Genomic DNA, 23,287 nt, shown 5'->3' with positions numbered 1-23,287 from the left:
TAAACCAACAGAACCCCCACCTCTCGGCTTCTAGCCGATGGGCGGGGGTTCTGTTGTGTAAGGGGACCGTTTTAACTGAATATTTATAATGTTCCTTACCCTGATTAACTACAACAAATTGTTTTTGTTTGGATCGTACAGACCCGATTTGTCCTTGAACATATTGAAGATATGGGACACCACCACTTTGAGTACCGCGTACCCCGGAACCGCAAGCAGAATGCCGACTACACCGAACAAGTTCCCTGAAGTCAGAATGACAAAGATGATGGTGATTGGATGAATTTTGAGTGTTTTACCCATAATCTGTGGCGAAATAAGTTTACCTTCAATCAACTGTACAATTGTCCACACGGCAATCATTTTTAGCAACATCACTGGCGAAGTCACCAGAGCTACAATCAAAGCTGGAGTAATGGCAATCGCAGGACCCAGATAAGGAACTACACTCGTGAAGGAAGCAATGATTGCAAGAATCAGGGCATAATCCAAACCGATGACCATGTACCCGATGTAAAGCAACACACCGATACAGAAGCTGACAATAATCTGTCCACGGATAAATGAACTGATCTGATGGTTGATATCATGTAACACATGCATTGCACCCGTACGGCTTTTGATGGGCAAAAAGGATAAAATCTTGTCCGGCAGTTTCTTGCCGTCTTTAAGCAGATAGAACAAGATGAACGGCACGGTTACGATGGATAACACCGTCTCGGTAAATGCACCAAGGAACCCGCCAAGCTTCGTCCAGGTCGAGTTGAGGATCTCGGTGGCTTTCGTGGAAATCGTGCCCCACCAGTCCTGCCAGTTCATGTTGATCGTATCTTGCACCTGGCTGAACAGCTGATTGCCTGTCAACTCCTCGAATTGTTCCCTTACGTTTTCACTGTAAGTAGGGAAATTGGCGATCAGCCCCATAATCTGATTACGAAGCACAGGAATAACGGCCAGCACCACAATGGTCAAAATGCCGCCAATCGCAAGATAGAGAATCAGAATGCCCCAGCCTCGCTTGATTTTCCATCGTTCCATCACATCCACAAGTGGATTGAGCAGGTAATAAAGGATACCCGACAGAATAATAGGCAGAAGAATTGTTTTGAGTAACACCGCTAGCGGATGGAACACAAAGGATACCTTGGTCAGTACCATAATGTTTAGTCCTACCAATAGCAGAACTAACAGAAACAGCACAAATTTGTTGTTCAGAAAAAAACGTTTGAATCGCTCAGGCCAAACGCGGGGTTGCTCAGGTTGCTCCATAGGCTTGTCGTCCTCTCTTATGTATCTTTCTTGCATTTTAATTGCGTTTCTTGCCTGACGGGTACAATCGACTTGTACAAGCCAACATATGTATAATACTCCCGATTTATACGTATGAGCGGTTTGACCGTTTCAAATTCGCCAAGTAAAGTCATTTTACCCCAAAACGAACAACCTGCCCCACAACAATAGATTGAAAATTTTCCCATGTAAAAAACGGCCCATCTCCTTTGGAGACGAACCGTCATTTTGCTAGCCGATGCTATTCGCATTCTGCTGCCAAGTAAGATCTTATATGTTTCCCGCAAGCTGTGCGATCAACTCGTACGAGTGCAGGCGTGCTTGATGATCATAGATCATCGACGTAATAATGAGTTCATCCGCCTGAGTCTGGCGAATAAAGGATTCGAGCTGTCCGCGCACCTTTTCCGGCGAACCATTTACCGCTGCCTTCAACGTTTGAGCCACGGTGGCTTGCTCGCGGTCCGTCCACTTGCCATCCATCACAGACGGCGGCTGTACAAGTCCTGTTGTCCCGCGGATGATGTTCAGGAACTGCTGCTGCATCGTTGTTCCGAGCCACGCAGCCTCTTCATCGGTATCTGCCACCACGGCGTTCACGCCAACGATGACGTGAGGCTCCTTCAGGCTCTCCGAGGGCTGGAAGCTACTCCGGTAGGTGTCCAGGGCAATTCGGGTATAATCTGGTGAGAAGTGGCTGGCAAAAGCAAACGGAAGTCCCAGCTGGCCTGCCAGACGTGCACTGAAATCGCTGGAGCCCAGCAGATAAATCGGGATGTTCAGCCCTTCGCCGGGTACAGCACGAACAGGTGCATGATAGGAAGTTGCCGATGCATCAAAGTATGCACGCAATTCTGCCAGCAGCTCTGGGAAATCTTCTCCGCTGTTCAGATCCTTGCGCAGCGCAACGGATGTACGGCGATCACTGCCGGGCGCACGGCCCAGACCCAGATCAATGCGTCCAGGATACAGAGATTCAAGCGTACCGAACTGCTCAGCAATCACAAGCGGTGCGTGGTTCGGTAGCATAATGCCACCTGAGCCTACACGAATAGACTTCGTTCCACCCGCAAGGTGCCCAATCACAACCGAGGTTGCAGATGAAGCGATGCCTTGCATATTGTGATGTTCAGCTACCCAGTAGCGATGATATCCCCAGCGCTCGGCATGTTGTGCCAGCTCCAGACTGTTGCGAAGGGCATCCGCAGGGGTTGATCCCACCACGACGGGTGCAAGGTCAAGCACCGAAAGTTTGACGTCTTGGATATGTTCTTTATGTTGATTTTCAGTATTCATTAAAGTTCATACTCCTCTGTGATTATATTTTTGTATATCCAGATATATAGATATAAATAAACAAAATTGAGCTTAAAAAATGAAACATAACTCTTATGTTTCGAAGGCAGATTCTTTTCATACATGTAGCGAAGAAAGCCGGGAGTCCATGTCATACACAGCACATGTTTTTACAACATCTAGCCGTTCACATCCGGACGGAATCTCCTGCTTGCTGCGTATTGCATCCTTAGCTTCCGTTCCGGCATCCGGCTTATAACTCATGTTGTACGTACTCGGCAAAAGCCTGTATCGTTTCTTCATTGCGGCGATAGTACGTCCATTGTCCTCTACGCTCCGATAGCAACAACCCTGCCTTGAGCATCGTCAACAAATAGCTGGAGATTACAGACTGCGCCAGTCCAGCCTTTAATTGAATCGTGCCTACACAGATCCCACTCTTACCGCCATCCGGATGCTGGGATAGCTCGAGGGGGGAGAAGTGTTGCTCCGGGTTTTTCAGCCACAACAGGATCTGTCTGCGTGTCTCATTAGATAATGCTTTGAAAATGAGTATAGGTTCCATGGGTCGATTATACCCCCTTTTTGACCTTTTGCCAAACCCCATAAACTAACAAACCGACTCATCAAGAGTCGGCTTGGCACTTCACATCTGATCAATCATATGTTAGAAACGTGTTGTTACCGTCTGTTTCACTTCATCGAGCATCGCTTGATATGCAGCATCATCCAGATATCCAATACCACCGAAGAGCAGATGGCCTACTGGCTCGATTCCTGATCTTAGTTAATCCAGTGTGTAATTTGTTCAATAGACTGACGTGATTTCTCCCGATGAGGCTCTTCTGCACGGTAACCAAAGGCTGCCATCACCGACACATCCCATGCACCGTCCTCAAGCAGTCCCGCTTCTTCCAGAATACGATGCACCTCTGCATAGTTGAACCCCTCAATCGGACAAGAATCAATACCAATCTGAGCCGCTGCAGTCATCATATTGCCAAGGGCAATATATGTCTGTTTGGATGCCCAGTCAAGCAACGTTTTTGCATTCTGAAGGAAGCCCTGGTTGTTCTGAAAATTACCGTAAGCTGCACTTGTCAGCTCATAAACATCATCAGGCATATTCTGAACCTCTTTCAGCATGTACTCTGCATAAGGAGAGTTGTAGCTTGCATCCGTCCGAGCCAATATCACGATAAAATGACTGGCTGTAGCCAGTTGGCGTTTTGCACCGGACGACACCTCCGACAAACGCTGGCGGAATTCCGGATTTTGCACAATTAAAAACTTCCATGGCTCAAACCCGATGGAGCTTGGAGACAGGCGGCCTGTTTCCAGTATGAAAGCAAAGTCCTCATCTGTAATTTTACGTGATGCATCAAATAACTTCGTGGCATGACGGAACTGAAATGCCTGCAAAATCTCTTCTTTTTTCTTTGTCTTTACAGTACTGTCCAATCTCTCCACGTCCTTTGTTTTATATATTATATGCCGAACCCGCATAGCTATGGAGTCCGTTTTCTGTTTATGGCTCAGGTATCAGTTTAGACGTTATGCTCCAAATTGAAAAGTACGTACCTTATTGTGCCTTGGTTCCTAAAAGTAAGTTGTATTTAATATAATTAAATACAAGGTTGTATCCCTCTACAATTTCCCCCTGCTAATCATGGTGATACGTCCATCTTCTTTATATTCGACCTCAAATATATCATTGGCAGACTCTAATTCAAAAGTTACCATGCCTAATGCATCGGCTTTTCGATGCAGCTTGTAAGCATCCAAATCAATGTTAAATATGTTCTTAATGATTGGCCCTGCTTTTTCTCTTATTATCGTTTCGTCCATATTATATAGTTTTTCATGGTAAGCCTCCATTTCTTTGCTATCTCCGATGAATGAACCATAATTATTAACATCTCGAACTCTATAACCCACTCCTTCTTTTCCTTCAGTCATTTCAACAAAGTAATTTTGATCAAATCGAAAAAAGAAAATCTCTCCACCCAGCTTATTATCCTTCGTTCGATGTATGCTTTCCAAATTTAAATTCGTTTTCCCCGACAAAGCGGCCACCGATTCCTTAGCATCTGCCAAAGCCGACCGAGATACCTCATCTGAATTAATTTCCCCTGAGACCGATGTGACCTTATCCTGCTCCCATTCAATATACCCAAAACTTGTTTCATTCTGTAATGCGAGTGTAGTACGTATTACAGGTAATATCTCCCCTTGGTTCATGTTTACAAAACGCCGAACAAGTATGGGTTTTAGCGTAGGAGCACTACCGATGCTCTCCAAAAGCGAAGGCACCTGACGCATATATCGATGTTCCAGCTTACTTGGCTGCATCTCGGCTCTCATCTGCACTTCACGAAGATTACCCGTCTTGGCGTCCAGCCAGATTTGGGCGTAATCTGTTCCTTTTTCCTGGCCTGCTTCGACGTATATTCTGCCAGACACAGGCAGATCTTGTACTTTGGTAATGCGTAGCTGTTTGCCCAGATCATCTCTCATCGTCATCGCAACATTCTTTTTCATCTGATCCGTAAGAACATCGACATTCAGGTGATCTGTAAACAACAGAGCTGAAGCTGGATTAATCTGTTCCATCAGCGGTTTCGCGAGTTGCCCGTCGTCCCAGTTCCACATAAAGATTCCACCTGCGATAACCAATGCACTCAACCCTGCAACGAGAATGCCTCTACGACTTTTTCTATGACGTTGATGACCTGGACCAACTTTGGATGCATCTTTATCTTTATCATTAACTGCATTTGTGACTGCGACTGTATCTTTGAATCCTCTTAATGAATTGGAACGTAAACCGGAGCGCTTCACTGAAGTCTCTGAGGGGCTCATTTCTTTCATTTCCTCCCCCTTGCTTCTTATCGTCCTTATCCACTCCAACTGTTGCAGCACCTTACGTTTGTGATCTTCAGTAAAAGGAGACGCTGCAAACGGCCCTTTACGGATTTCCTTTTCCCATTGATCATCCTCATGTTTCATTTACTTCTCTCCTCCCACTGCTTTCGAACCTTATCCTTAGCCCTGGATAGCCGTGATTTCACGGTTCCTTGACTAATTCGTAACATATCTGCGATCTCCACCGTTGTGAGCTCATACCTCAGATGCAGTAAAAGAATTTCCCGAAACTTCTCCGGCAGCGCCAGAACAATATCCCAGATTTCATGTACATGTGCTTTACGCATCACTTCCATCTCGGCGGATGGATGAGCAGTTCGCTCTCGCGTCATTGGTCCTGATCCCGATCGGTCTTGATCTGGCTCTCCTAAAGGCAACGTTGCTCCCCATAAGCTGCTTCGGAAAAACCTCGATTTTCGGTATGTAAACGTCGTGTTTCTTGTGATCGTCAAGAGCCATGTTTTAATCGAGCAATCTCCCCGATAGTTTGCGATTCCTGTGTATGCCCGGACAAACACTTCCTGTGACAAATCATCTGCCTGCTCCGCATTTTTAGTTAAAAAGTAAGCATAATTCCACACATCATTGCCATAATCGTGCATCAGACTGGCAAGTGTGTCATTGTTGATGGTCTGGGCCTCTGCCAGAAACGAATAGTCCAACTGATGTTCACCTCACTTAATAGGACTAAACCAGATGCCAGTTGGTTCCCTGAATTTGCACATTATTTCTTATACTTTAAGAAAAATAAAAAAACAGCATGTTCAACACACTGAACACGCCGATCTTCCAAGACTTATCTCCCATACATAGAAGCCTGTAATTATTCTTTCGTTGCAGCGATCATCAGAAACATCGGTCTTCGAATCTCGTCTGACATACCGGGAATCTGCTCCATCATCTCCAAAGAGGGTTTGGATTCTGCCACCTGCTCAATCACGAAGCCTGCACGAATCAACTCATTCAGATGTGTTGCCATTGTCCGATGATACTTCACCACATCATGATCCAAAAAGTTTGCGATCCGCTGTCCTTGTTCATGATAATGATCCACAGGCCAATGCAGTTTCTCCCCTTGAGCATCATAATACCAGTCCTGCTCTGCACGAGCGGTGAATATCGGATGTTCAACAGACAAGATAAACATCCCGCCAGATACTAGACAATGATTGATTTTACGATACACTTCATGCAAATGTTCGATGTAATGCAGAGCAAGTGAGCTCATAACCACATCGAAATGATTCTGTTCAAAATGAATATCTTCGATGGGCAATTGCCGATATTCAATCTGTGGATCATCCGTCAGCTCACGTGCACGCTGCAGCATATTTTCGGATAAGTCTACACCGATGACAGAAGCCGCCTTTTGTTCACGCGCATATCGGCAATGCCAGCCGAAACCGCATCCCAAATCAAGTACTCGTTTATCCTTCAGATCAGGTAATAATGTTTGTAGTTCATGCCATTCTCCAGCTGCATCCAGCCCTCCAACGGAGCGATCCATCTTGCTATAATTCTGAAAGAATGTATCTTCATCATACTTGTTTTGCTTCATTGATCTTACCTCCCTGCGTAAATCCTCTCTCATACTCTATCAAATAATATCAAATAAACGTTGTGAATTTCAGAAAAGTTGCCAATTGAATTGTACTCATGTTATTATACAGAACGAACGTTCAGTATAATATATTGCAGTGATTTTTTAAACTTACTATCGGAGGTCATTATGAGTACGAATTGGACGCATCCACTTGAGAGGCAAACCGTAGGCAAAGCTTTTATCAGCTATCTGGTGCCTTCAGTCCTGGGGATGCTGGTCATCGCATTTAACTTTATTATCGACGGCATTATGGTAGGGCACAAACTTGGGTCAACCGCCATGGCTGGAATCGGCATCGCTTCTCCTGTATACACCTTGTTTGTGGCGATGTCTCTGTGGATCGGCATGGGCGGAGCTACGTTATACTCTAACCATATGGGCAGGAAAGAAAATCAAAAGGCCAAAGAAGTGTTCACCAAATCCATTATTCTCATTTCGCTGGCTACAGTGGTTATTGGTTACACGGCCTTTACATTCAAAGATAAACTCGTATATGCACTGGGTGCAAATGCGGATACCTTTCCCTTCGCAGCCGACTACATGAATATCATGTTACTTTTTGGGTTTGTTTTTACGATCGAAAATGCATTATCCGTGTTTGTTCGCAACGATGGAGGTCCAAACACTTCAATGTATGCCCAGATTACCTTTGCTGTGGCCAACATTGTAATCAACTTTATCACGTTATATGTGCTGGAGTGGGGAGTACGAGGGGTTGCAATGGGCACCATTGTATCAGCAGCTTTGGCATTGCTCGTGCTGTTCAGTCACTTTTTCAAAAAATCAAACAATCTTACATTTACAAGGTTCACATGGAGCACCAAATTGCTAGGCATGATTGCTCTCATTGGCTTTCCCAGCTTCCTGGCTGAACTCGGTATGTCTGTCTTTTCGGTCTCACATAACATCTCTATGGAGCGGATTGGAGGAACGGATGGTGTTGCCTCGTTTACGGTTTTAAATTATATCCACGGGGTTGTCTTAATGGCATTCCTTGGTTTAGCTTCTGCTGCACAGCCTCTAATCAGTTATTATCATGGTGCACAGCGAGCAGAACGAGTTCAGGAAACGATTCGTATTGCGGTAAAAACAGCTTTATCCTGCGGTGTAGTTCTGCTTCTCGTTGTTCAAGTCGGAGCTCCCTATTTTGTACAAATCTTTGGTAACTTCAGCAGTAGTGTAACGGATCGTGCCGTATACGGGCTACGGATCTTCACTATCGCCTATATATTCATGGGAGTTAACTTTGTCATGAGTACGTATTTCCAATCCATTGGTAATGCCAAAATGGCGATCTGGATTACAGCCGCACGTGAGATGATTATTATGATTGCTCTGATTGCCATTCTTCCTTCATTCCTGGGTGTTACAGGTGTATGGCTGGCTGTACCTTTATCTGAAATGCTCGTGCTCATCACGATAGCACTTTATTATCGCAAACGCTCCCTCACTGAGCGGGTCGGCTTGTTACAAGCAGATTAAACATCATCGAGATTCGAAGAAGCAAAATAGATGTAATATGGATTGCCAGTATGTTGAACTAATAGATCGAATCTAACCCCAGCCAAATCTTCAGAGATTAGGCTGGGGTTAGCCTGTTTACAGATGTATTAACAATCATATCCTTAATAGTATGAACAAGAGTATCGACAATACAAAAAGACACACCTGATTTTCATCAAGTGTGTCTTTGATTTGCTTGGCGGCGTCCTACTCTCCCAGGACCCTGCGGTCCAAGTACCATCGGCGCTAGAGGGCTTAACGGTCGTGTTCGGGATGGGTACGTGTGGAACCCCTCCGCCATCGCCACCAAACGCGATTGGATCGAAGCAATGCTTCTTCCATTCATTCAGAACTGAAAATCATACACACACTCGGTGATGTACCCATTTTCACTTCATTCAGAGTGTTGTTCTCTGAAAACTAGATTCGAAACGAAACTCATGCGAATTAAAACTTGCTATTGGATAAGCCCTCGACCGATTAGTACTGGTCAGCTCCATGCATTGCTGCACTTCCACCCCCAGCCTATCTACCTCGTCGTCTTCAAGGGGTCTTACATACTGGGAAATCTCATCTTGAGGGGGGCTTCACGCTTAGATGCTTTCAGCGCTTATCCCGTCCGTACATAGCTACCCAGCGGTGCTCCTGGCGGAACAACTGGTACACCAGCGGTACGTCCATCCCGGTCCTCTCGTACTAAGGACAGCTCCTCTCAAATTTCCTACGCCCACGACAGATAGGGACCGAACTGTCTCACGACGTTCTGAACCCAGCTCGCGTACCGCTTTAATGGGCGAACAGCCCAACCCTTGGGACCTACTTCAGCCCCAGGATGCGATGAGCCGACATCGAGGTGCCAAACCTCCCCGTCGATGTGGACTCTTGGGGGAGATAAGCCTGTTATCCCCAGGGTAGCTTTTATCCGTTGAGCGATGGCCCTTCCATGCGGTACCACCGGATCACTAAGCCCGACTTTCGTCCCTGCTCGACTTGTAGGTCTCGCAGTCAAGCTCCCTTATGCCTTTGCACTCTTCGAATGATTTCCAACCATTCTGAGGGAACCTTTGGGCGCCTCCGTTACTCTTTAGGAGGCGACCGCCCCAGTCAAACTGCCCACCTGACACTGTCCCCGCACCGGTTTACGGTACCAGGTTAGAACCTAGATACGATCAGGGTGGTATCCCAACGGTGCCTCCACGCAAGCTGGCGCTCACGCTTCAAAGGCTCCCACCTATCCTGTACAGATCGTACCCAAATTCAATATCAAGCTGCAGTAAAGCTCCATGGGGTCTTTCCGTCTTGTCGCGGGTAACCTGCATCTTCACAGGTATTAAAATTTCACCGGATCTCTCGTTGAGACAGCGCCCAAGTCGTTACGCCATTCGTGCGGGTCAGAATTTACCTGACAAGGAATTTCGCTACCTTAGGACCGTTATAGTTACGGCCGCCGTTTACTGGGGCTTCGGTTCACAGCTTCGGATTGCTCCTAACCACTCCCCTTAACCTTCCAGCACCGGGCAGGCGTCAGCCCGTATACTTCGCCTTACGGCTTCGCACAGACCTGTGTTTTTGCTAAACAGTCGCTTGGGCCTTTTCACTGCGGCCCCCTCGTGCTATTCACACTACCGGGGCACCCCTTCTCCCGAAGTTACGGGGTCATTTTGCCGAGTTCCTTAACGAGAGTTCTTCCGCGCGCCTTAGAATTCTCTTCTCGCCTACCTGTGTCGGTTTGCGGTACGGGCACCTTCATCTGGCTAGAGGCTTTTCTTGGCAGTGTGAGATCATGACCTTCGCTACTGTAATTTTCACTCCCCATCACAGCTCAGCCTTACGGTTAGCGGATTTGCCTACTAACCAGCCTTACTGCTTGGACAGGCATCCATCAGCCTGCGTCACTACCCTACTGCGTCCCCCCATCGCTCGTAACGATTTACGGTGGTACAGGAATTTCGACCTGTTGTCCTTCGACTACGCCTTTCGGCCTCGCCTTAGGTCCCGACTTACCCTGAGCGGACGAGCCTTCCTCAGGAACCCTTAGGCTTTCGGCGGATCAGATTCTCACTGATCTTTTCGTTACTCATACCGGCATTCTCACTTGTATAATGTCCAGCGCTCCTTACGGTACACCTTCAACCCTTATACAACGCTCCCCTACCCCTGATGCAAAGCATCAAGCCATAGCTTCGGTGGTGTGTTTAGCCCCGTTACATTTTCGGCGCAGAGTCACTCGACCAGTGAGCTATTACGCACTCTTTCAATGGTGGCTGCTTCTAAGCCAACATCCTGGTTGTCTGTGCAACTCCACATCCTTTCCCACTTAACACACACTTGGGGACCTTAGCTGATGGTCTGGGCTGTTTCCCTTTTGACAATGGATCTTAGCACTCACTGTCTGACTCCCGGAAGTAAGTCTATGGCATTCGGAGTTTGACTGAGCTTGGTAACCCTTGCGGGCCCCGCACCCAATCAGTGCTCTACCTCCACGACTCTGTTTTCCGAGGCTAGCCCTAAAGCTATTTCGGGGAGAACCAGCTATCTCCGAGTTCGATTGGAATTTCTCCGCTACCCCCACCTCATCCCCGCATTTTTCAACATGCGTGGGTTCGGGCCTCCAGTGCGTGTTACCGCACCTTCACCCTGGACAGGGGTAGATCACCCGGTTTCGGGTCTACGTCCACGTACTATGTCGCCCTATTCAGACTCGCTTTCGCTGCGGCTCCGGCTCTTCACCTTAACCTTGCACGGGAACGTAACTCGCCGGTTCATTCTACAAAAGGCACGCCATCACCCCTAAAACGGGCTCTGACTTTTTGTAAGCACACGGTTTCAGGTTCTATTTCACTCCCCTTCCGGGGTGCTTTTCACCTTTCCCTCACGGTACTGCTTCACTATCGGTCGCTAGGAAGTATTTAGCCTTGGCAGATGGTCCTGCCGGATTCATACGGGGTTTCACGTGCCCCGCACTACTCGGGATCCGTCTCGGAGGGAACAGACTTTCAATTACAGGGCTTTTACCTTCTTTGGCGGGCCTTTCCAGACCTCTTCGCTTAACCGGTTCCTTTGTAACTCCATGTGAGACGTCCCACAACCCCAAAGAGCAAGCTCTCTGGTTTGGGCTTCTCCGCGTTCGCTCGCCGCTACTGACGGAATCACTATTGTTTTCTCTTCCTCAGGGTACTTAGATGTTTCAGTTCCCCTGGTATGCCTCTACATAACCTATGTATTCAGTTATGAGTAACTGGATATTACCCCAGCTGGGTTTCCCCATTCGGACATCCCCGGATCAAAGCTTGCTTACAGCTCCCCGAGGCAGTTTCGTTGTTCGCCACGTCCTTCATCGGCTCCTAGCGCCTAGGCATCCTCCGTGTGCTCTTAGTAGCTTAACCAGGTCGCTCGTGTTCGAGCTGTCGCTTCCCTTGTTTTGGACTACGTCCAAAGCCAAAAGTCGCTCCATTTCGATCACTCGCTCCAGCAATCTACCGTTTTTATTGAAACTTGCTATACACAAGTTCAGCTAAAAAGGAATGTTCTAATTCGCGTTTGTTTCGTTTCGATATCTAGTTTTCAAAGAACAAGCTCCATAATAAGCAAGCTGTTTGAGAGTTTGAGCTCTCAAAACTGAGCAACGAGTGAGTAGTTTGCAGCTGAGCTGCTTATTTGAATGTCTTCGTTGCAGAAGACGATTCTCCATAGAAAGGAGGTGATCCAGCCGCACCTTCCGATACGGCTACCTTGTTACGACTTCACCCCAATCATCTATCCCACCTTCGGCGGCTGGCTCCTTGCGGTTACCCCACCGACTTCGGGTGTTATAAACTCTCGTGGTGTGACGGGCGGTGTGTACAAGACCCGGGAACGTATTCACCGCGGCATGCTGATCCGCGATTACTAGCAATTCCGACTTCATGCAGGCGAGTTGCAGCCTGCAATCCGAACTGAGACCGGCTTTGGTGGGATTGGCTCCATCTCGCGATTTCGCTGCCCGTTGTACCGGCCATTGTAGTACGTGTGTAGCCCAGGTCATAAGGGGCATGATGATTTGACGTCATCCCCACCTTCCTCCGGTTTGTCACCGGCAGTCTATCTAGAGTGCCCACCCGAAGTGCTGGCAACTAAATATAAGGGTTGCGCTCGTTGCGGGACTTAACCCAACATCTCACGACACGAGCTGACGACAACCATGCACCACCTGTCTCAACTTTCCCCGAAGGGCACCTGATGCATCTCTGCTTCGTTAGTTGGATGTCAAGACCTGGTAAGGTTCTTCGCGTTGCTTCGAATTAAACCACATACTCCACTGCTTGTGCGGGTCCCCGTCAATTCCTTTGAGTTTCAGTCTTGCGACCGTACTCCCCAGGCGGAGTGCTTAATGTGTTAACTTCGGCACCAAGGGTATCGAAACCCCTAACACCTAGCACTCATCGTTTACGGCGTGGACTACCAGGGTATCTAATCCTGTTTGCTCCCCACGCTTTCGCGCCTCAGCGTCAGTTACAGCCCAGAGAGTCGCCTTCGCCACTGGTGTTCCTCCACATCTCTACGCATTTCACCGCTACACGTGGAATTCCACTCTCCTCTTCTGCACTCAAGTCACGCAGTTTCCAGTGCGATCCGGGGTTGAGCCCCGGGATTAAACACCAGACTTACATGACCGCCTGCGCGCGCTTTACGCCCAATAATTCCGGACAACGCTTGCCCCCTACGTATTACCGCGGCTGCTGGCACGTAGTTAGCCGGGGCTTTCTTCTCAGGTACCGTCACCTTGAGAGCAGTTACTCTCCCAAGCGTTCTTCCCTGGCAACAGAGCTTTACGATCCGAAAACCTTCATCACTCACGCGGCATTGCTCCGTCAGGCTTTCGCCCATTGCGGAAGATTCCCTACTGCTGCCTCCCGTAGGAGTCTGGGCCGTGTCTCAGTCCCAGTGTGGCCGATCACCCTCTCAGGTCGGCTACGCATCGTCGCCTTGGTGAGCCGTTACCTCACCAACTAGCTAATGCGCCGCAGGCCCATCCCCAAGTGACAGATTGCTCCGTCTTTCCAGTTCTCTTCAGGCGAAGAAAACAAGTATTCGGTATTAGCTACCGTTTCCGGTAGTTGTCCCAAGCTTGAGGGCAGGTTGCCTACGTGTTACTCACCCGTCCGCCGCTAAGTATCAGGAAAGCAAGCTTTCCATCCACTCCGCTCGACTTGCATGTATTAGGCATGCCGCCAGCGTTCGTCCTGAGCCAGGATCAAACTCTCCAATAAAGTATTGAAAAGAGCGATAAGCTCATTTTGAATCTGACGAGATTAAAAATCTCAATTGTGTTCCAGTTTTCATACAGCCGGATGGCATGTACCAAAACCTTCACGTTCATTCTGCAAGCAGAATGTTTTACTCACTCGTTGTTCAGTTTTCAAAGATCAAACTTGTTTCCGTTACCGAAACCAGTTCGTTTCAGCAACTCTTATATAATATCATGTCCGAACCAACTTTGCAAGCTCTTTTTTTAAGTTTCTTTCGAAGCTTATTTCATTCGCTTGCCGCACCGTGTAAGCTGTGCTTTCTTGGCCGGAATAAGAATATACCATGGTTCCCTTCTACTTGTAAAGCATTATTTATTAAATTTTTATTTTTCTATATTCACCCAATTAATTAAGTACCCAAAGAATATTACAATCTATCCATGTCCTCACTATCCACCAACTATAATTGTTCTATTATCATTTAGATAATAAAGACGCTTATTATAGAAGGAAGCCCTCTCAGACTAAACATCTGAAAGAGCTTCTATTTCCAATCTATTTTTAGAGAATGCTACGGTTTATCATAAAGAGTAAATCATTAGATAAGATACCACACCTAATACTCACCTTACTTGCGCTCTACCTTATATCCTTTATCCTCTAGCAACTTCACAACCCCGTGGTCCCCTAAATAGTGTGCTGCTCCAACTACGATAAAGTACTCTTCGCCTTTGCCGTTTTTCAGGTAACCATCAATCTTGTCGGCCATACCAATATTTCGGTCTACCAACATCGCTTTGTTGTACTCTTCATCATCGGAGAAGGTGTTGGTCAACTCCAGCAGTTGCTCGTCATTACCTGTTTTCCACATCTCAGCCATCTGATTCGCGGACTTGTCCAGTACATCGAAGTTGTCGATTGTGGAACGCAGTGTTTTTTCCTGTAATTCTTTGGAGAAATTATCGAACATCCCTAATTGTGACTCGTAGGATTCAAGTTCAATCACAGGTATTTTACGCTCAATCGCTTTTTGAATAAAATACAAATCTACACCCGACGCTGCTTCCAGTCCAGCTGATGACATTTTCAAACTTCCCAGTGTAGTTTCCACCACCCAAGGCTTGAACGCATCCAAGGCGTTAGGCTCTAATCCCTTTTTCTTCAAAATATCACCAAGCTTGCTGTATGTCTCACTGGAAATATGATCCTTCAACGTTGTACCATCCTGATATGAACCCATACTTAAAACCAGCTTCTGTTGTTCTTCGTCTGCCGCTTTACTCAGATCTATTTCTACGCCAAGATAGTCCGCTTCAGCAAACGCCTCTTCAAATTCAGGACGCAACGGGTAAAAACTTTTGTCTGCTACATGCATCGACCCTACCAGATATACGGTATTGCCATTGCTCTGCACTTCCCACATGAAGCCGCGTCCACCGTTTTGGGCGATTTCAACCGTGCCGTCGCCTTTGGATACCAGCAACACGGTTCTTTTAGCCTTATCCCAACGAACCTCATATCCTGCTGCATCGCCAACGATACGAATTGGCGCATAAGTAACACCATTGATGCGAACAAGCTTGCTTTTCAGTGTAATCGTCTTGCCATTGACGATTGCTGTGATACTGTCATCGGTTGTACCCGCCAGTTTGGCATCCAGTGCATCCAGCGTTGTACGGAGTGGAACGAGAGTCGTTCCTTTTTCAACAATTGGTGCGCCTGCAGTGTATGTAACGGCCTTATTGTCGACCTTAACAGCTGTGTCTGGCGGAGCAGCCATTGCCGGAACTGCTGATGCGAGCAATCCTGCTGAGACGGTAAGAGATAAGAGTACGTGTTTCCATTGCTTCATATATTGTGTATTCCCCTTCTTCTTCTAATTTCCACATTTTTGATGTAGACAAAGATTAACTAGGTAACTTTCACTTTTTATATTACGTTCTAATGTGAATCTCGTTTCAGAAAATTTTCCAGATATTCATAGATTACTATGGATTATAAAAAAGAACCCTGGCTTTAGCCAAGGTTTCGAATGGTTTTGTTATGTACGTACCTTCTCACGACGGATTCGTTTTTTGATAAGCATGCATTGCCGTTTGAAATTGATCTAGCGCCTCCTGATATTTAAGACGATCTTTGTCATTCGCTGCAAGTTGTTTTCTCATAATCAAATCGTCCTGTAATCGTTGTACCAGATCTTTGATCTGATCATTTGGATTCGATTGAGCTGGTTTGGGCAAAGCCTCCGTTCCAGTCTGCACAGTCAGTTCTCCTTTACTATCCACCTGACCGATTGAAACTTGGCTTAAGTTCAGACCAAGCTTACGCAGTTCTTTTTTAACCCAATCCTCACTCACTGCAGCAGAATTTAAAGTTTCAGGTAGAATGCGACCATCCATTATAATCGTTCGCGGTTCCTTTTCCGAAGAAAGACGATACCCTAGCATGTCTGCCGTAAGCGGTTGATATTCCTTTTTTAATAGTACACTGATATCTCCGCTCTGTTCCATTACCGCAAATTCCACATCGGCCACCCGAAAAACATCTTTCTTACGAAGCTGTTCCAGAAACTCATCAATCGTCAGTCGTTCCTTTTTCAGATTTTTCTGAATGACAGCTCCATTTTCAACAAGGATCGTTGATTTCCCATCCACAATATCTCGAAACTTTTTACTTTTCATCGTTAGATACTCCGCACCTGCCGAGAAAGAAACCCAAACCAGCACAGCAAGGAAGCCCAAATACCAGCTTGTATCGGTATCCAAAGAGATGTAACCTACCAGGTTCCCGAGCGTGATCCCCGTTATATATTCAAACAAGGATAGTTCAGAGATCTGCCGCTTACCTAAAATTTTCGTAATGAGAAACAGCATAGTTACCGCAGAAATCGTTCGTATAATAACCTCTAACCAATCAGGCACGTCGCATGCTCCTTTCCGAATGAAGTCATATTCCTCAGATGACATAACTTCATTATTAAAGGTTATAATTAACTTGCGCGCCAGATTGTATGCATGCAACATTACGTTCTAATTGATATAAGTTTTTGGGGAAACGTTCCGTTCTTCGCAATCTAATAGACGATTTTTTTATCTCACTTGTCCAAGATGATATGAAATTTCTTTGGATGTCTCTAAAATTTTATCAATCATAACACCCTTCTCTTCCTCTTTATACAAACTCAACGGGATTGCGAAAATAATGCTTCCGACTACATTGTGCGCGGCATCAAAGATAGGAGCACCAAAACCGATCGACTCATTTTTACGTTCACTGAACGTGTAGGAGTATCCTTCAGTCCTGATCCTCTCGATCTCCACTATAATTTGCTTTGCTTCATCTAATAGCACACCTTCCTGATTCAACACTTCCTTAATTTGTTCATCTGTTAAAAATGCTAAAATGGCTTTCCCGCTGGCTCCAATATGAATGGGTTGAAGCACTCCGAGCTCCAGGCGATACTGAAGAATGTTGGAACTATGAATACCTAAAATGAATGATAGCTTCTGGTACTGCTCTTGATATTGTGCCAAATACACGGACTGTCCCACTTCATGCGACAATGTCTTAAGGTAAGGTTCAGCTACGGATTTCAATCCAAAATTAGCACTAATAAATGATGAAAGTCGTACCCACTCATTCCCTATCGTATACTTGTTCGTTTCCGGAATAATCTGCAAAATGTTCTCTTCTTTTAATGTCTTCAAAATACGGTGTATGGAACTTGGCGGGCTTTCTAGATATCGGGCAAGATCATTGACTCCCCATACCGCTTGTCCATCAATGAAAGCCTTCATAATAGTTAATGTTTTCAAAGTTACGTTAGATTTATTGGTCATTAATAAGGCACCTTTCATCGTTAATCTTTATCTTGATTATAATGTAAGCGTATGCTACTATTCCAATCATACAACACACCCATTCCATATTCAAGAACACCATTCCATTATACGGAATGATAATTCAATTCTACTCATTAGGTTGAATACCATTCCATATAGTGGAATGATAGGGGTGTGCACACATCAGGGGGGACAATATGAAAATTCACTATGCTTGGGTCATTTTTTTGGGATGCTGTATTATATCCTTCGTTGGTTTCGGATTAACGATCAATACAGCTGGTTTATTCTGGGGAGGAATGAGCACAGATTTAAATTTGACGCGTGCTGAAATCGCTCTCAATGCAACCTTTGGCGGGATCGCCGGTGCAGTTTCTTTGTTGTTTGCTGGTACAGTGTTTAAAAAGGTCAATACCAAACTGCTGCTCAGTCTGTCTTTCGGAATAACAGGCCTTTGTTTTATAGCATGTTCATTCATTCAAAGTGTCACTCCTTTCTACGGGATCAAAGTAGTCTTGGGAGTCGTTCAGAGTATCTCCATTGTTATTTCCATCCCTATTTTGCTCGGTAACTGGTTCGAGAAAAAGCTGGGGATTTTGTTTGGAATTACAGGTGCGCTGACCGCTGTCGGAGGCTCGTTCTTTAATCCGATAATCAGTCATCTTATTCTTGAACATGGATGGAGAACAACTTATATTATCGTAGGCGTTATATGTCTTGTCGTGCTTTTACCGACTGCCCTTCTGATGAAATTCAAACCTGAAAATGGTTTGCTTCCTTATGGTGCAGAAACGAACCATACAGCAGCAGAATCAAATCAAGCAGTCAACAATGTGGAAGCGAACGGTCTGTCGATAAAAGAGGCATCCCGCACACCTATCTTTTACAGTTTTATCATAGCTATTATCTGTTTTCAGGCAGCTGGCTCTCTGGCACAACATGTACCGGCACTTATTCAAAGCTTAAACTTCAGTTTACAAGTAGGTGCAAGTGTGATGTCCGCCCTGCTTATTGGAGCCGCCGTTGGTAAACTGCTTATGGGCTTTATGTTGGATCATGTTAAACCCGTCATCGTACTACTTATTTTCACGCTCCTTGGAGCTTCTGGATGGTATAGTACAGGCGTATTCAACAATGTTGTCTTTTTGAATGGTTCCGGATTTCTGAGCGGGATGGGACAAGCCATTGTACTTACTGCAATCCCTTTATTGATTCGTGGATCTTTCGGAACGAAAGACTATAGCCAAATCCTTTCTATTATTCTCATGTTCGGTGCATTTGCCAATGCTGTTTCTGTATATATACATGGATCGATGTTTGATCACACCAATTCCTACTCAGCTTCATTGATTTTAAACGTGGTAGCGTATACAATTGGTTTCCTTTGCCTTGCATTTGCTATTCAATTCAGAAAAAGAATAACCACATCATAAATTCGTTAGAAGGTGTAAAAAATGAGATCATTCCAAGTAAATCCCCAATGGGAAGGTTTAACTAAAACGATCGAACAGGAAAACCCACCTTGCAAATATGAAATCCACGGTATGAGTGAAGCCATGGTTTCGATGCGAGATGGCGTTCAGCTTCATACTCGGATTTACCGGCCCCATCAAGGTGATTCATGGCCATGCATTTTGGTCCGTAATCCCTATCCCAATAACCAAGACTTGCTTGAAGCAACCTATACACAATTCGTCAGGCATGGTTATGTTCTAGTTATTCAATCCTGTAGAGGAACAGGACTTTCAGAAGGGGAGTGGTCTCCCTTTGTGAATGAACGTGAAGATGGCATTGATACATTGGAATGGCTAGTCCAGCAATCTTTCCAAAATGGAAACATCGCACTCTTTGGCCAATCGTATTGTTCATTTACAACCTGGATTATCGCTGATTCTTTGCCCAAAGAAGTCAAAACCGTATTTCTGGATCTTTTTGGAGTAGATCGCTATGGACAGATGTATATGAACGGCATGTTTCGGCATGACATATATACGTCTTGGGCGTTTGCGAATTCTGGAGTAGAAACGACGACTGATGCAGGTGAGCTCTATCAGGATTCTCTTCGCATGGTGCCTCATAACCAAGCAGACGAGAAACTTTTGGGCCGTACACTTCCCTTCTACCAAAGTTATATTTCAGAGACGAGCCGTGAATCAAAATACTGGCAGGAAGGAATATGGGCAGAGCTGTTAAACATTCCTGCGAAGATCAATATTCCAGTGTTTATGGTGGAGGGATGGTTTGACCATCATCTGGAGGGAGCCTTCAAAGGCTACAACCTGCTTCAAGATCATGTAAAACGTAAAAGCAGATTTGTAGTCGGCCCTTGGGATCATGTCGGGAATTCACCGGGTGAACGGACGTATCCGGATGCTAACCTACTGGGAGCTTTTCGAATAAAAGCAGCATTGGAATGGTTTGATATACATTTAAAAGGGAACCCCGGCACATTCAGCCCAATTTCCTTTTATCGTATCGGAGCTTCTCAGTGGGAAGAACGTCAGTCTATAACCGATCAGGACGCAACCTGGCGTTTGTACTTTTCAAATAACCCAGGAAAGCAACTAACCGACAAGCCATCGCAACCGTCAACAGTGAAGTATGTATACGATCCTTCCTCACCCGTACCTACGCACGGAGGAAGTGCCTTGCTTGCTTGGATCATGCCTTCGTTTAAGGGTGCACCACATGGTAGTTTGGCCCAACCTGACTTTTCTAATCGCCACGATGTCGTGAGGTTTGACTCTGGTGTACTGGATGAGAACAAACAAATAACAGGTGGTATTAAAGTGTGCTTAGAGGTTAGTACAGATGCGGAGGATACGGCTTTTAGTGTGAAGATCTGCGAGGTATTTCCGGATGGTCAAAGTTTCAATATCGTCGATGGCATAACTTCTCTGAGATATCGGAATAACAGTGATCAACCCGTGGATTATACGCCCGACCAACCTGTTCAGGTCATCATTGAGATGTGGCCAACAGCGTGGGAGCTACAGAAAGGTTCTTTTATTCGAGCAGAAGTATCTTCTTCTAATTTTCCTGCTTACCATGTTCATTCCAATGTGAACGAACCTTGGGCTTCCACATCCGAATACAAGATTGCAACTCAGACCCTGTACACAGGCTCTAGTCATTGTAGTTATATCGAATTCCCTGAATAGATTGTATTTCTAAAGGATTGCAGGCTATTTAGCAAATTGTGCTTGCTTTAATTCATCGGATCAATTCATTGGATCAAAGATAAATAGGTGCCACTCCATTGCCGAGTGGCACCTATTTCAGTTACATGTCCCTTCCATTTTGAAAATACATTCACTAATTACGACTCCCAGAATCCAATCATTTGATTTCATCTTATAAAAGGTTATAGTTTATCGTAGGAGACCATCGTTGTCAGTGATACTAATTCACGAACTACTATGTAAGATGGTGCTTCTATGCACTGTCTCACTTTATCTTATTACTCAAATGGGGTGACTAACCATGAACAAGCAAGAACAGGTTATGCTTAATTTCAGGGATTTATTTAATAAGTTAGTCTGGATTAATAAAGCGAAAATGGAAAGCAGTCTTCAAGGGTATAAGCCTTCTGAAGTCCATTGCATTGAATTTATAGAGAAAAATGTAGATTCCAATGTAACCAAGCTGGCGGAGTCCATGTATATGACCAAGGGCGCTATAAGTAAATTAACGAAGAAACTCATTGAAAAAGGCCTGATCGAAGACTATCAGAAAGCGAATAACAAGAAAGAAGTCTTTTTTAAACTCACCCAGCAAGGCAGAGTCGTTTTTGACATTCATGAGAAACTGCATAAAGAGTTTCAGAAAAGAGATGAATCGGTATTCAACCATGTAACGGAAGAACAATTCGATCACATGCTGAACTTCATTGACTTGTACAGTAAACATTTGGACACTGAAATAAAGAAACAAGGTTTAGATATAACGAAGTGAAACACCTATAAATGAAGAATAAAACCAAGAGCAACCTTCTCTAAAGAGAAACGGATGCTTTTTTTACGTTCTTTTTATTGTTGACAAGGAAACAAAATTTAGATAGAATTTTGGTTGACGAGGAAACAATATGATTAAAGGAGTGTAATATGCGTACAAACAAAGTAAAAGAAACCGGAATACCTAAACATATCCTGATTACCGCTTGGGCCATTGCTCTTGGAGCAATTGCTCCTATGTTGGATTCTACCATGGTGAATATCGCGGTAAGTCAACTCACAAAAGATTTTCATACCACATTAAGCACCATTCAATGGGCCATTACAGGATATATTTTAGCCCTTGCGATTGCAGTTCCGGTATCTGGTTGGCTTATGAATCAATTTAATGGTAAAAAGGTCTTCATTGGAGCGGTCATTGCTTTTGGTGTAATTTCTATTCTAATAGGTGTTAGCTGGGATATCTCCAGTTTTATCTTCTTCCGTTTGCTTCAGGGATTTAGTGCCGGAGTCATTACCACCCTCATGTTCACCCTCTTGGTTAAGACAACCGGACAAGAGTATTTAGGCAGAGTCATGGCGATCGTAAGCACTCCTATGATCTTTGGTCCTATTTTGGGACCCATCATCGGAGGCTTCATCGTTCAAGTCGCATCTTGGCCGTGGATCTTTTTCATTAACGTGTTCATTGTATTGATATCTGCACCACTCATGATCAAAAAGATTCCAGACTACGAGCCTTTTAACAAAGAGAGCAAGCTGGATCTTTTTGGAATTATCGTTTTATCCATGATGAGTGCAGCTTTAATATACGGAATTACCAAAGCAGCGGATTATGCCACTTTCAATAATCAGGAAACCATTTTGTGGATGGGGATTGGCCTTGCTTCGGCTCTCATTTATCTCGTTTATAATCGTATTAAAATGAATCAAACGGTTCTGCCCATGAATTTGTTTAAGCATAAGAACTTTGCAGCCTCAAGTGCCGGGCTATTCTTCGCTAATATCGCCATCATGGGTCCGATGTTAATACTCCCTTTGTTTTTTCAAACCTTTCGACACTTCACAGCCATTGAAACAGCAGTTGCACTCATCCCTCAAGGCGTTGGTATGCTGATCACCCGACCTTTCATTGGAAAAATGATCGACCGCATTGGTGCAAAATATGTGCTGATCGTCAGTCTTTTCCTTTCCCTTATTGGGTCCATTCCTTTTATCTTCATCACAGATCATACAAGCATGATCTGGATTTCAGTAATCTTATTTATTCGAGGTGCCAGCGTTGGAGGCATTAGTCTTCCGTTAATGAGCGAAGCATACAATGGACTGGACAGCAAGCAGCTTCCGGAGGCGGGTGTTGGGATAAATATCATTGAAAACCTCGGTTCAAGCTTCGGCTCAGCCATTATTGCGACGGCTGTTGCAACAGTCATACAAGGCTTGCATCCAACCATTGCAAATCAATTGCAGGCGTATCATATCGGTTTTCTTTTAGCCGCGATCATTCTGGCACTGATCTTGATCCCTGGCCTGTTTCTTACGAATAAACAGAAGCAAAAGACAACTTAAACTAGATTCACGAACTGAAATCGTAAATAACAAAAAGGCGCCACTCCATTGCCGAGGGGCACCTTTTCTCTCATCCAA

16 protein-coding genes and 3 rRNA genes are annotated in these 23,287 nt (G+C 45.2%); 5 read left to right on the top strand and 14 right to left on the bottom strand.

Annotation, left to right across the window (positions count from 1 at the left end; all coding sequences use genetic code 11):
• Positions 1 to 108: 108 nt before the first annotated feature.
• From AC1VYS_RS03230 to AC1VYS_RS03195, 8 genes are all read right to left on the bottom strand, one after another.
• Entirely contained in the window at positions 109 to 1,269 is a 1,161-nt protein-coding gene (locus AC1VYS_RS03230) for an AI-2E family transporter (RefSeq protein ID WP_482914895.1), read from the bottom strand.
• A gap of 291 nt (positions 1,270 to 1,560) precedes the next feature.
• Positions 1,561 to 2,586, bottom strand: coding sequence for an LLM class flavin-dependent oxidoreductase (locus AC1VYS_RS03225; protein WP_482912973.1), 1,026 nt, complete (start codon positions 2,584 to 2,586; stop codon positions 1,561 to 1,563).
• Between the two features lie 117 nt (positions 2,587 to 2,703).
• On the bottom strand, positions 2,704 to 2,850 hold the full coding sequence (locus AC1VYS_RS03220; protein ID WP_482912972.1) for a hypothetical protein: 147 nt from the start codon (positions 2,848 to 2,850) through the stop codon (positions 2,704 to 2,706).
• On the bottom strand, positions 2,840 to 3,151 hold the full coding sequence (locus AC1VYS_RS03215; RefSeq protein WP_123066816.1) for an ArsR/SmtB family transcription factor: 312 nt from the start codon (positions 3,149 to 3,151) through the stop codon (positions 2,840 to 2,842). Before AC1VYS_RS03215 ends, AC1VYS_RS03220 begins: the two co-directional genes overlap by 11 nt.
• Before the next feature lie 218 nt (positions 3,152 to 3,369).
• The gene (locus AC1VYS_RS03210) at positions 3,370 to 4,047 is read right to left on the bottom strand and encodes an NAD(P)H-dependent oxidoreductase (RefSeq protein ID WP_482912971.1); all 678 of its coding nucleotides are present in this window, start codon (positions 4,045 to 4,047) and stop codon (positions 3,370 to 3,372) included.
• Between the two features lie 186 nt (positions 4,048 to 4,233).
• The gene (locus AC1VYS_RS03205; protein ID WP_482912970.1) at positions 4,234 to 5,595 is read right to left on the bottom strand and encodes a hypothetical protein; all 1,362 of its coding nucleotides are present in this window, start codon (positions 5,593 to 5,595) and stop codon (positions 4,234 to 4,236) included.
• A complete protein-coding gene (locus AC1VYS_RS03200) occupies positions 5,592 to 6,173 on the bottom strand; it encodes an RNA polymerase sigma factor (protein ID WP_482912969.1) in 582 nt (193 codons plus the stop codon). Before AC1VYS_RS03200 ends, AC1VYS_RS03205 begins: the two co-directional genes overlap by 4 nt.
• Before the next feature lie 161 nt (positions 6,174 to 6,334).
• On the bottom strand, positions 6,335 to 7,069 hold the full coding sequence (locus AC1VYS_RS03195; RefSeq protein WP_482912968.1) for a class I SAM-dependent methyltransferase: 735 nt from the start codon (positions 7,067 to 7,069) through the stop codon (positions 6,335 to 6,337).
• A 171-nt stretch (positions 7,070 to 7,240) separates the two neighbouring features.
• Between AC1VYS_RS03195 and AC1VYS_RS03190 the strand changes: the two genes are divergently transcribed.
• On the top strand, positions 7,241 to 8,596 hold the full coding sequence (locus AC1VYS_RS03190; RefSeq protein ID WP_482912967.1) for an MATE family efflux transporter: 1,356 nt from the start codon (positions 7,241 to 7,243) through the stop codon (positions 8,594 to 8,596).
• 215 nt (positions 8,597 to 8,811) lie between these two features.
• Here the strand turns inward: AC1VYS_RS03190 and rrf are convergent.
• The 6 genes from rrf to AC1VYS_RS03160 all read right to left on the bottom strand — a co-directional run bounded on the left by rrf (position 8,812) and on the right by AC1VYS_RS03160 (position 17,684).
• A 5S ribosomal RNA gene (gene rrf / locus AC1VYS_RS03185) occupies positions 8,812 to 8,928 on the bottom strand.
• 149 nt (positions 8,929 to 9,077) lie between these two features.
• Positions 9,078 to 12,003: ribosomal RNA gene (locus AC1VYS_RS03180) — 23S ribosomal RNA — on the bottom strand.
• 307 nt (positions 12,004 to 12,310) lie between these two features.
• Positions 12,311 to 13,866 (bottom strand): 16S ribosomal RNA (locus tag AC1VYS_RS03175).
• The 16S, 23S and 5S rRNA genes sit together here, the layout of an rRNA operon.
• A gap of 607 nt (positions 13,867 to 14,473) precedes the next feature.
• Positions 14,474 to 15,697, bottom strand: coding sequence for a TraB/GumN family protein (locus AC1VYS_RS03170; RefSeq protein WP_482912966.1), 1,224 nt, complete (start codon positions 15,695 to 15,697; stop codon positions 14,474 to 14,476).
• A gap of 205 nt (positions 15,698 to 15,902) precedes the next feature.
• Positions 15,903 to 16,766, bottom strand: coding sequence for a DUF421 domain-containing protein (locus AC1VYS_RS03165; protein ID WP_482912965.1), 864 nt, complete (start codon positions 16,764 to 16,766; stop codon positions 15,903 to 15,905).
• 168 nt (positions 16,767 to 16,934) lie between these two features.
• On the bottom strand, positions 16,935 to 17,684 hold the full coding sequence (locus AC1VYS_RS03160; RefSeq protein ID WP_482912964.1) for an IclR family transcriptional regulator: 750 nt from the start codon (positions 17,682 to 17,684) through the stop codon (positions 16,935 to 16,937).
• A 200-nt stretch (positions 17,685 to 17,884) separates the two neighbouring features.
• On the opposite strand from AC1VYS_RS03160, the gene AC1VYS_RS03155 reads away from it, so the two are divergent.
• The 4 genes from AC1VYS_RS03155 to AC1VYS_RS03140 all read left to right on the top strand — a co-directional run bounded on the left by AC1VYS_RS03155 (position 17,885) and on the right by AC1VYS_RS03140 (position 23,209).
• Positions 17,885 to 19,120 (top strand): MFS transporter, encoded by a 1,236-nt coding sequence (locus AC1VYS_RS03155; protein ID WP_482912963.1) that lies wholly within the window; start codon positions 17,885 to 17,887, stop codon positions 19,118 to 19,120.
• Positions 19,121 to 19,141: 21 nt separating this feature from the next.
• The gene (locus AC1VYS_RS03150; RefSeq protein ID WP_482912962.1) at positions 19,142 to 20,848 is read left to right on the top strand and encodes a CocE/NonD family hydrolase; all 1,707 of its coding nucleotides are present in this window, start codon (positions 19,142 to 19,144) and stop codon (positions 20,846 to 20,848) included.
• A gap of 322 nt (positions 20,849 to 21,170) precedes the next feature.
• Positions 21,171 to 21,641, top strand: a complete 471-nt coding sequence (locus AC1VYS_RS03145; protein WP_482912961.1) for a MarR family transcriptional regulator — start codon at positions 21,171 to 21,173, stop codon at positions 21,639 to 21,641.
• 149 nt (positions 21,642 to 21,790) lie between these two features.
• Positions 21,791 to 23,209, top strand: coding sequence for an MDR family MFS transporter (locus AC1VYS_RS03140; RefSeq protein ID WP_482912960.1), 1,419 nt, complete (start codon positions 21,791 to 21,793; stop codon positions 23,207 to 23,209).
• Positions 23,210 to 23,287 lie beyond the last annotated feature (78 nt).

Source organism: Paenibacillus sp. G34 (assembly GCF_056856875.1).
Note: the sequence above shows the minus strand (reverse complement) of the source record. Positions and strands in the feature narration are given on the sequence as shown.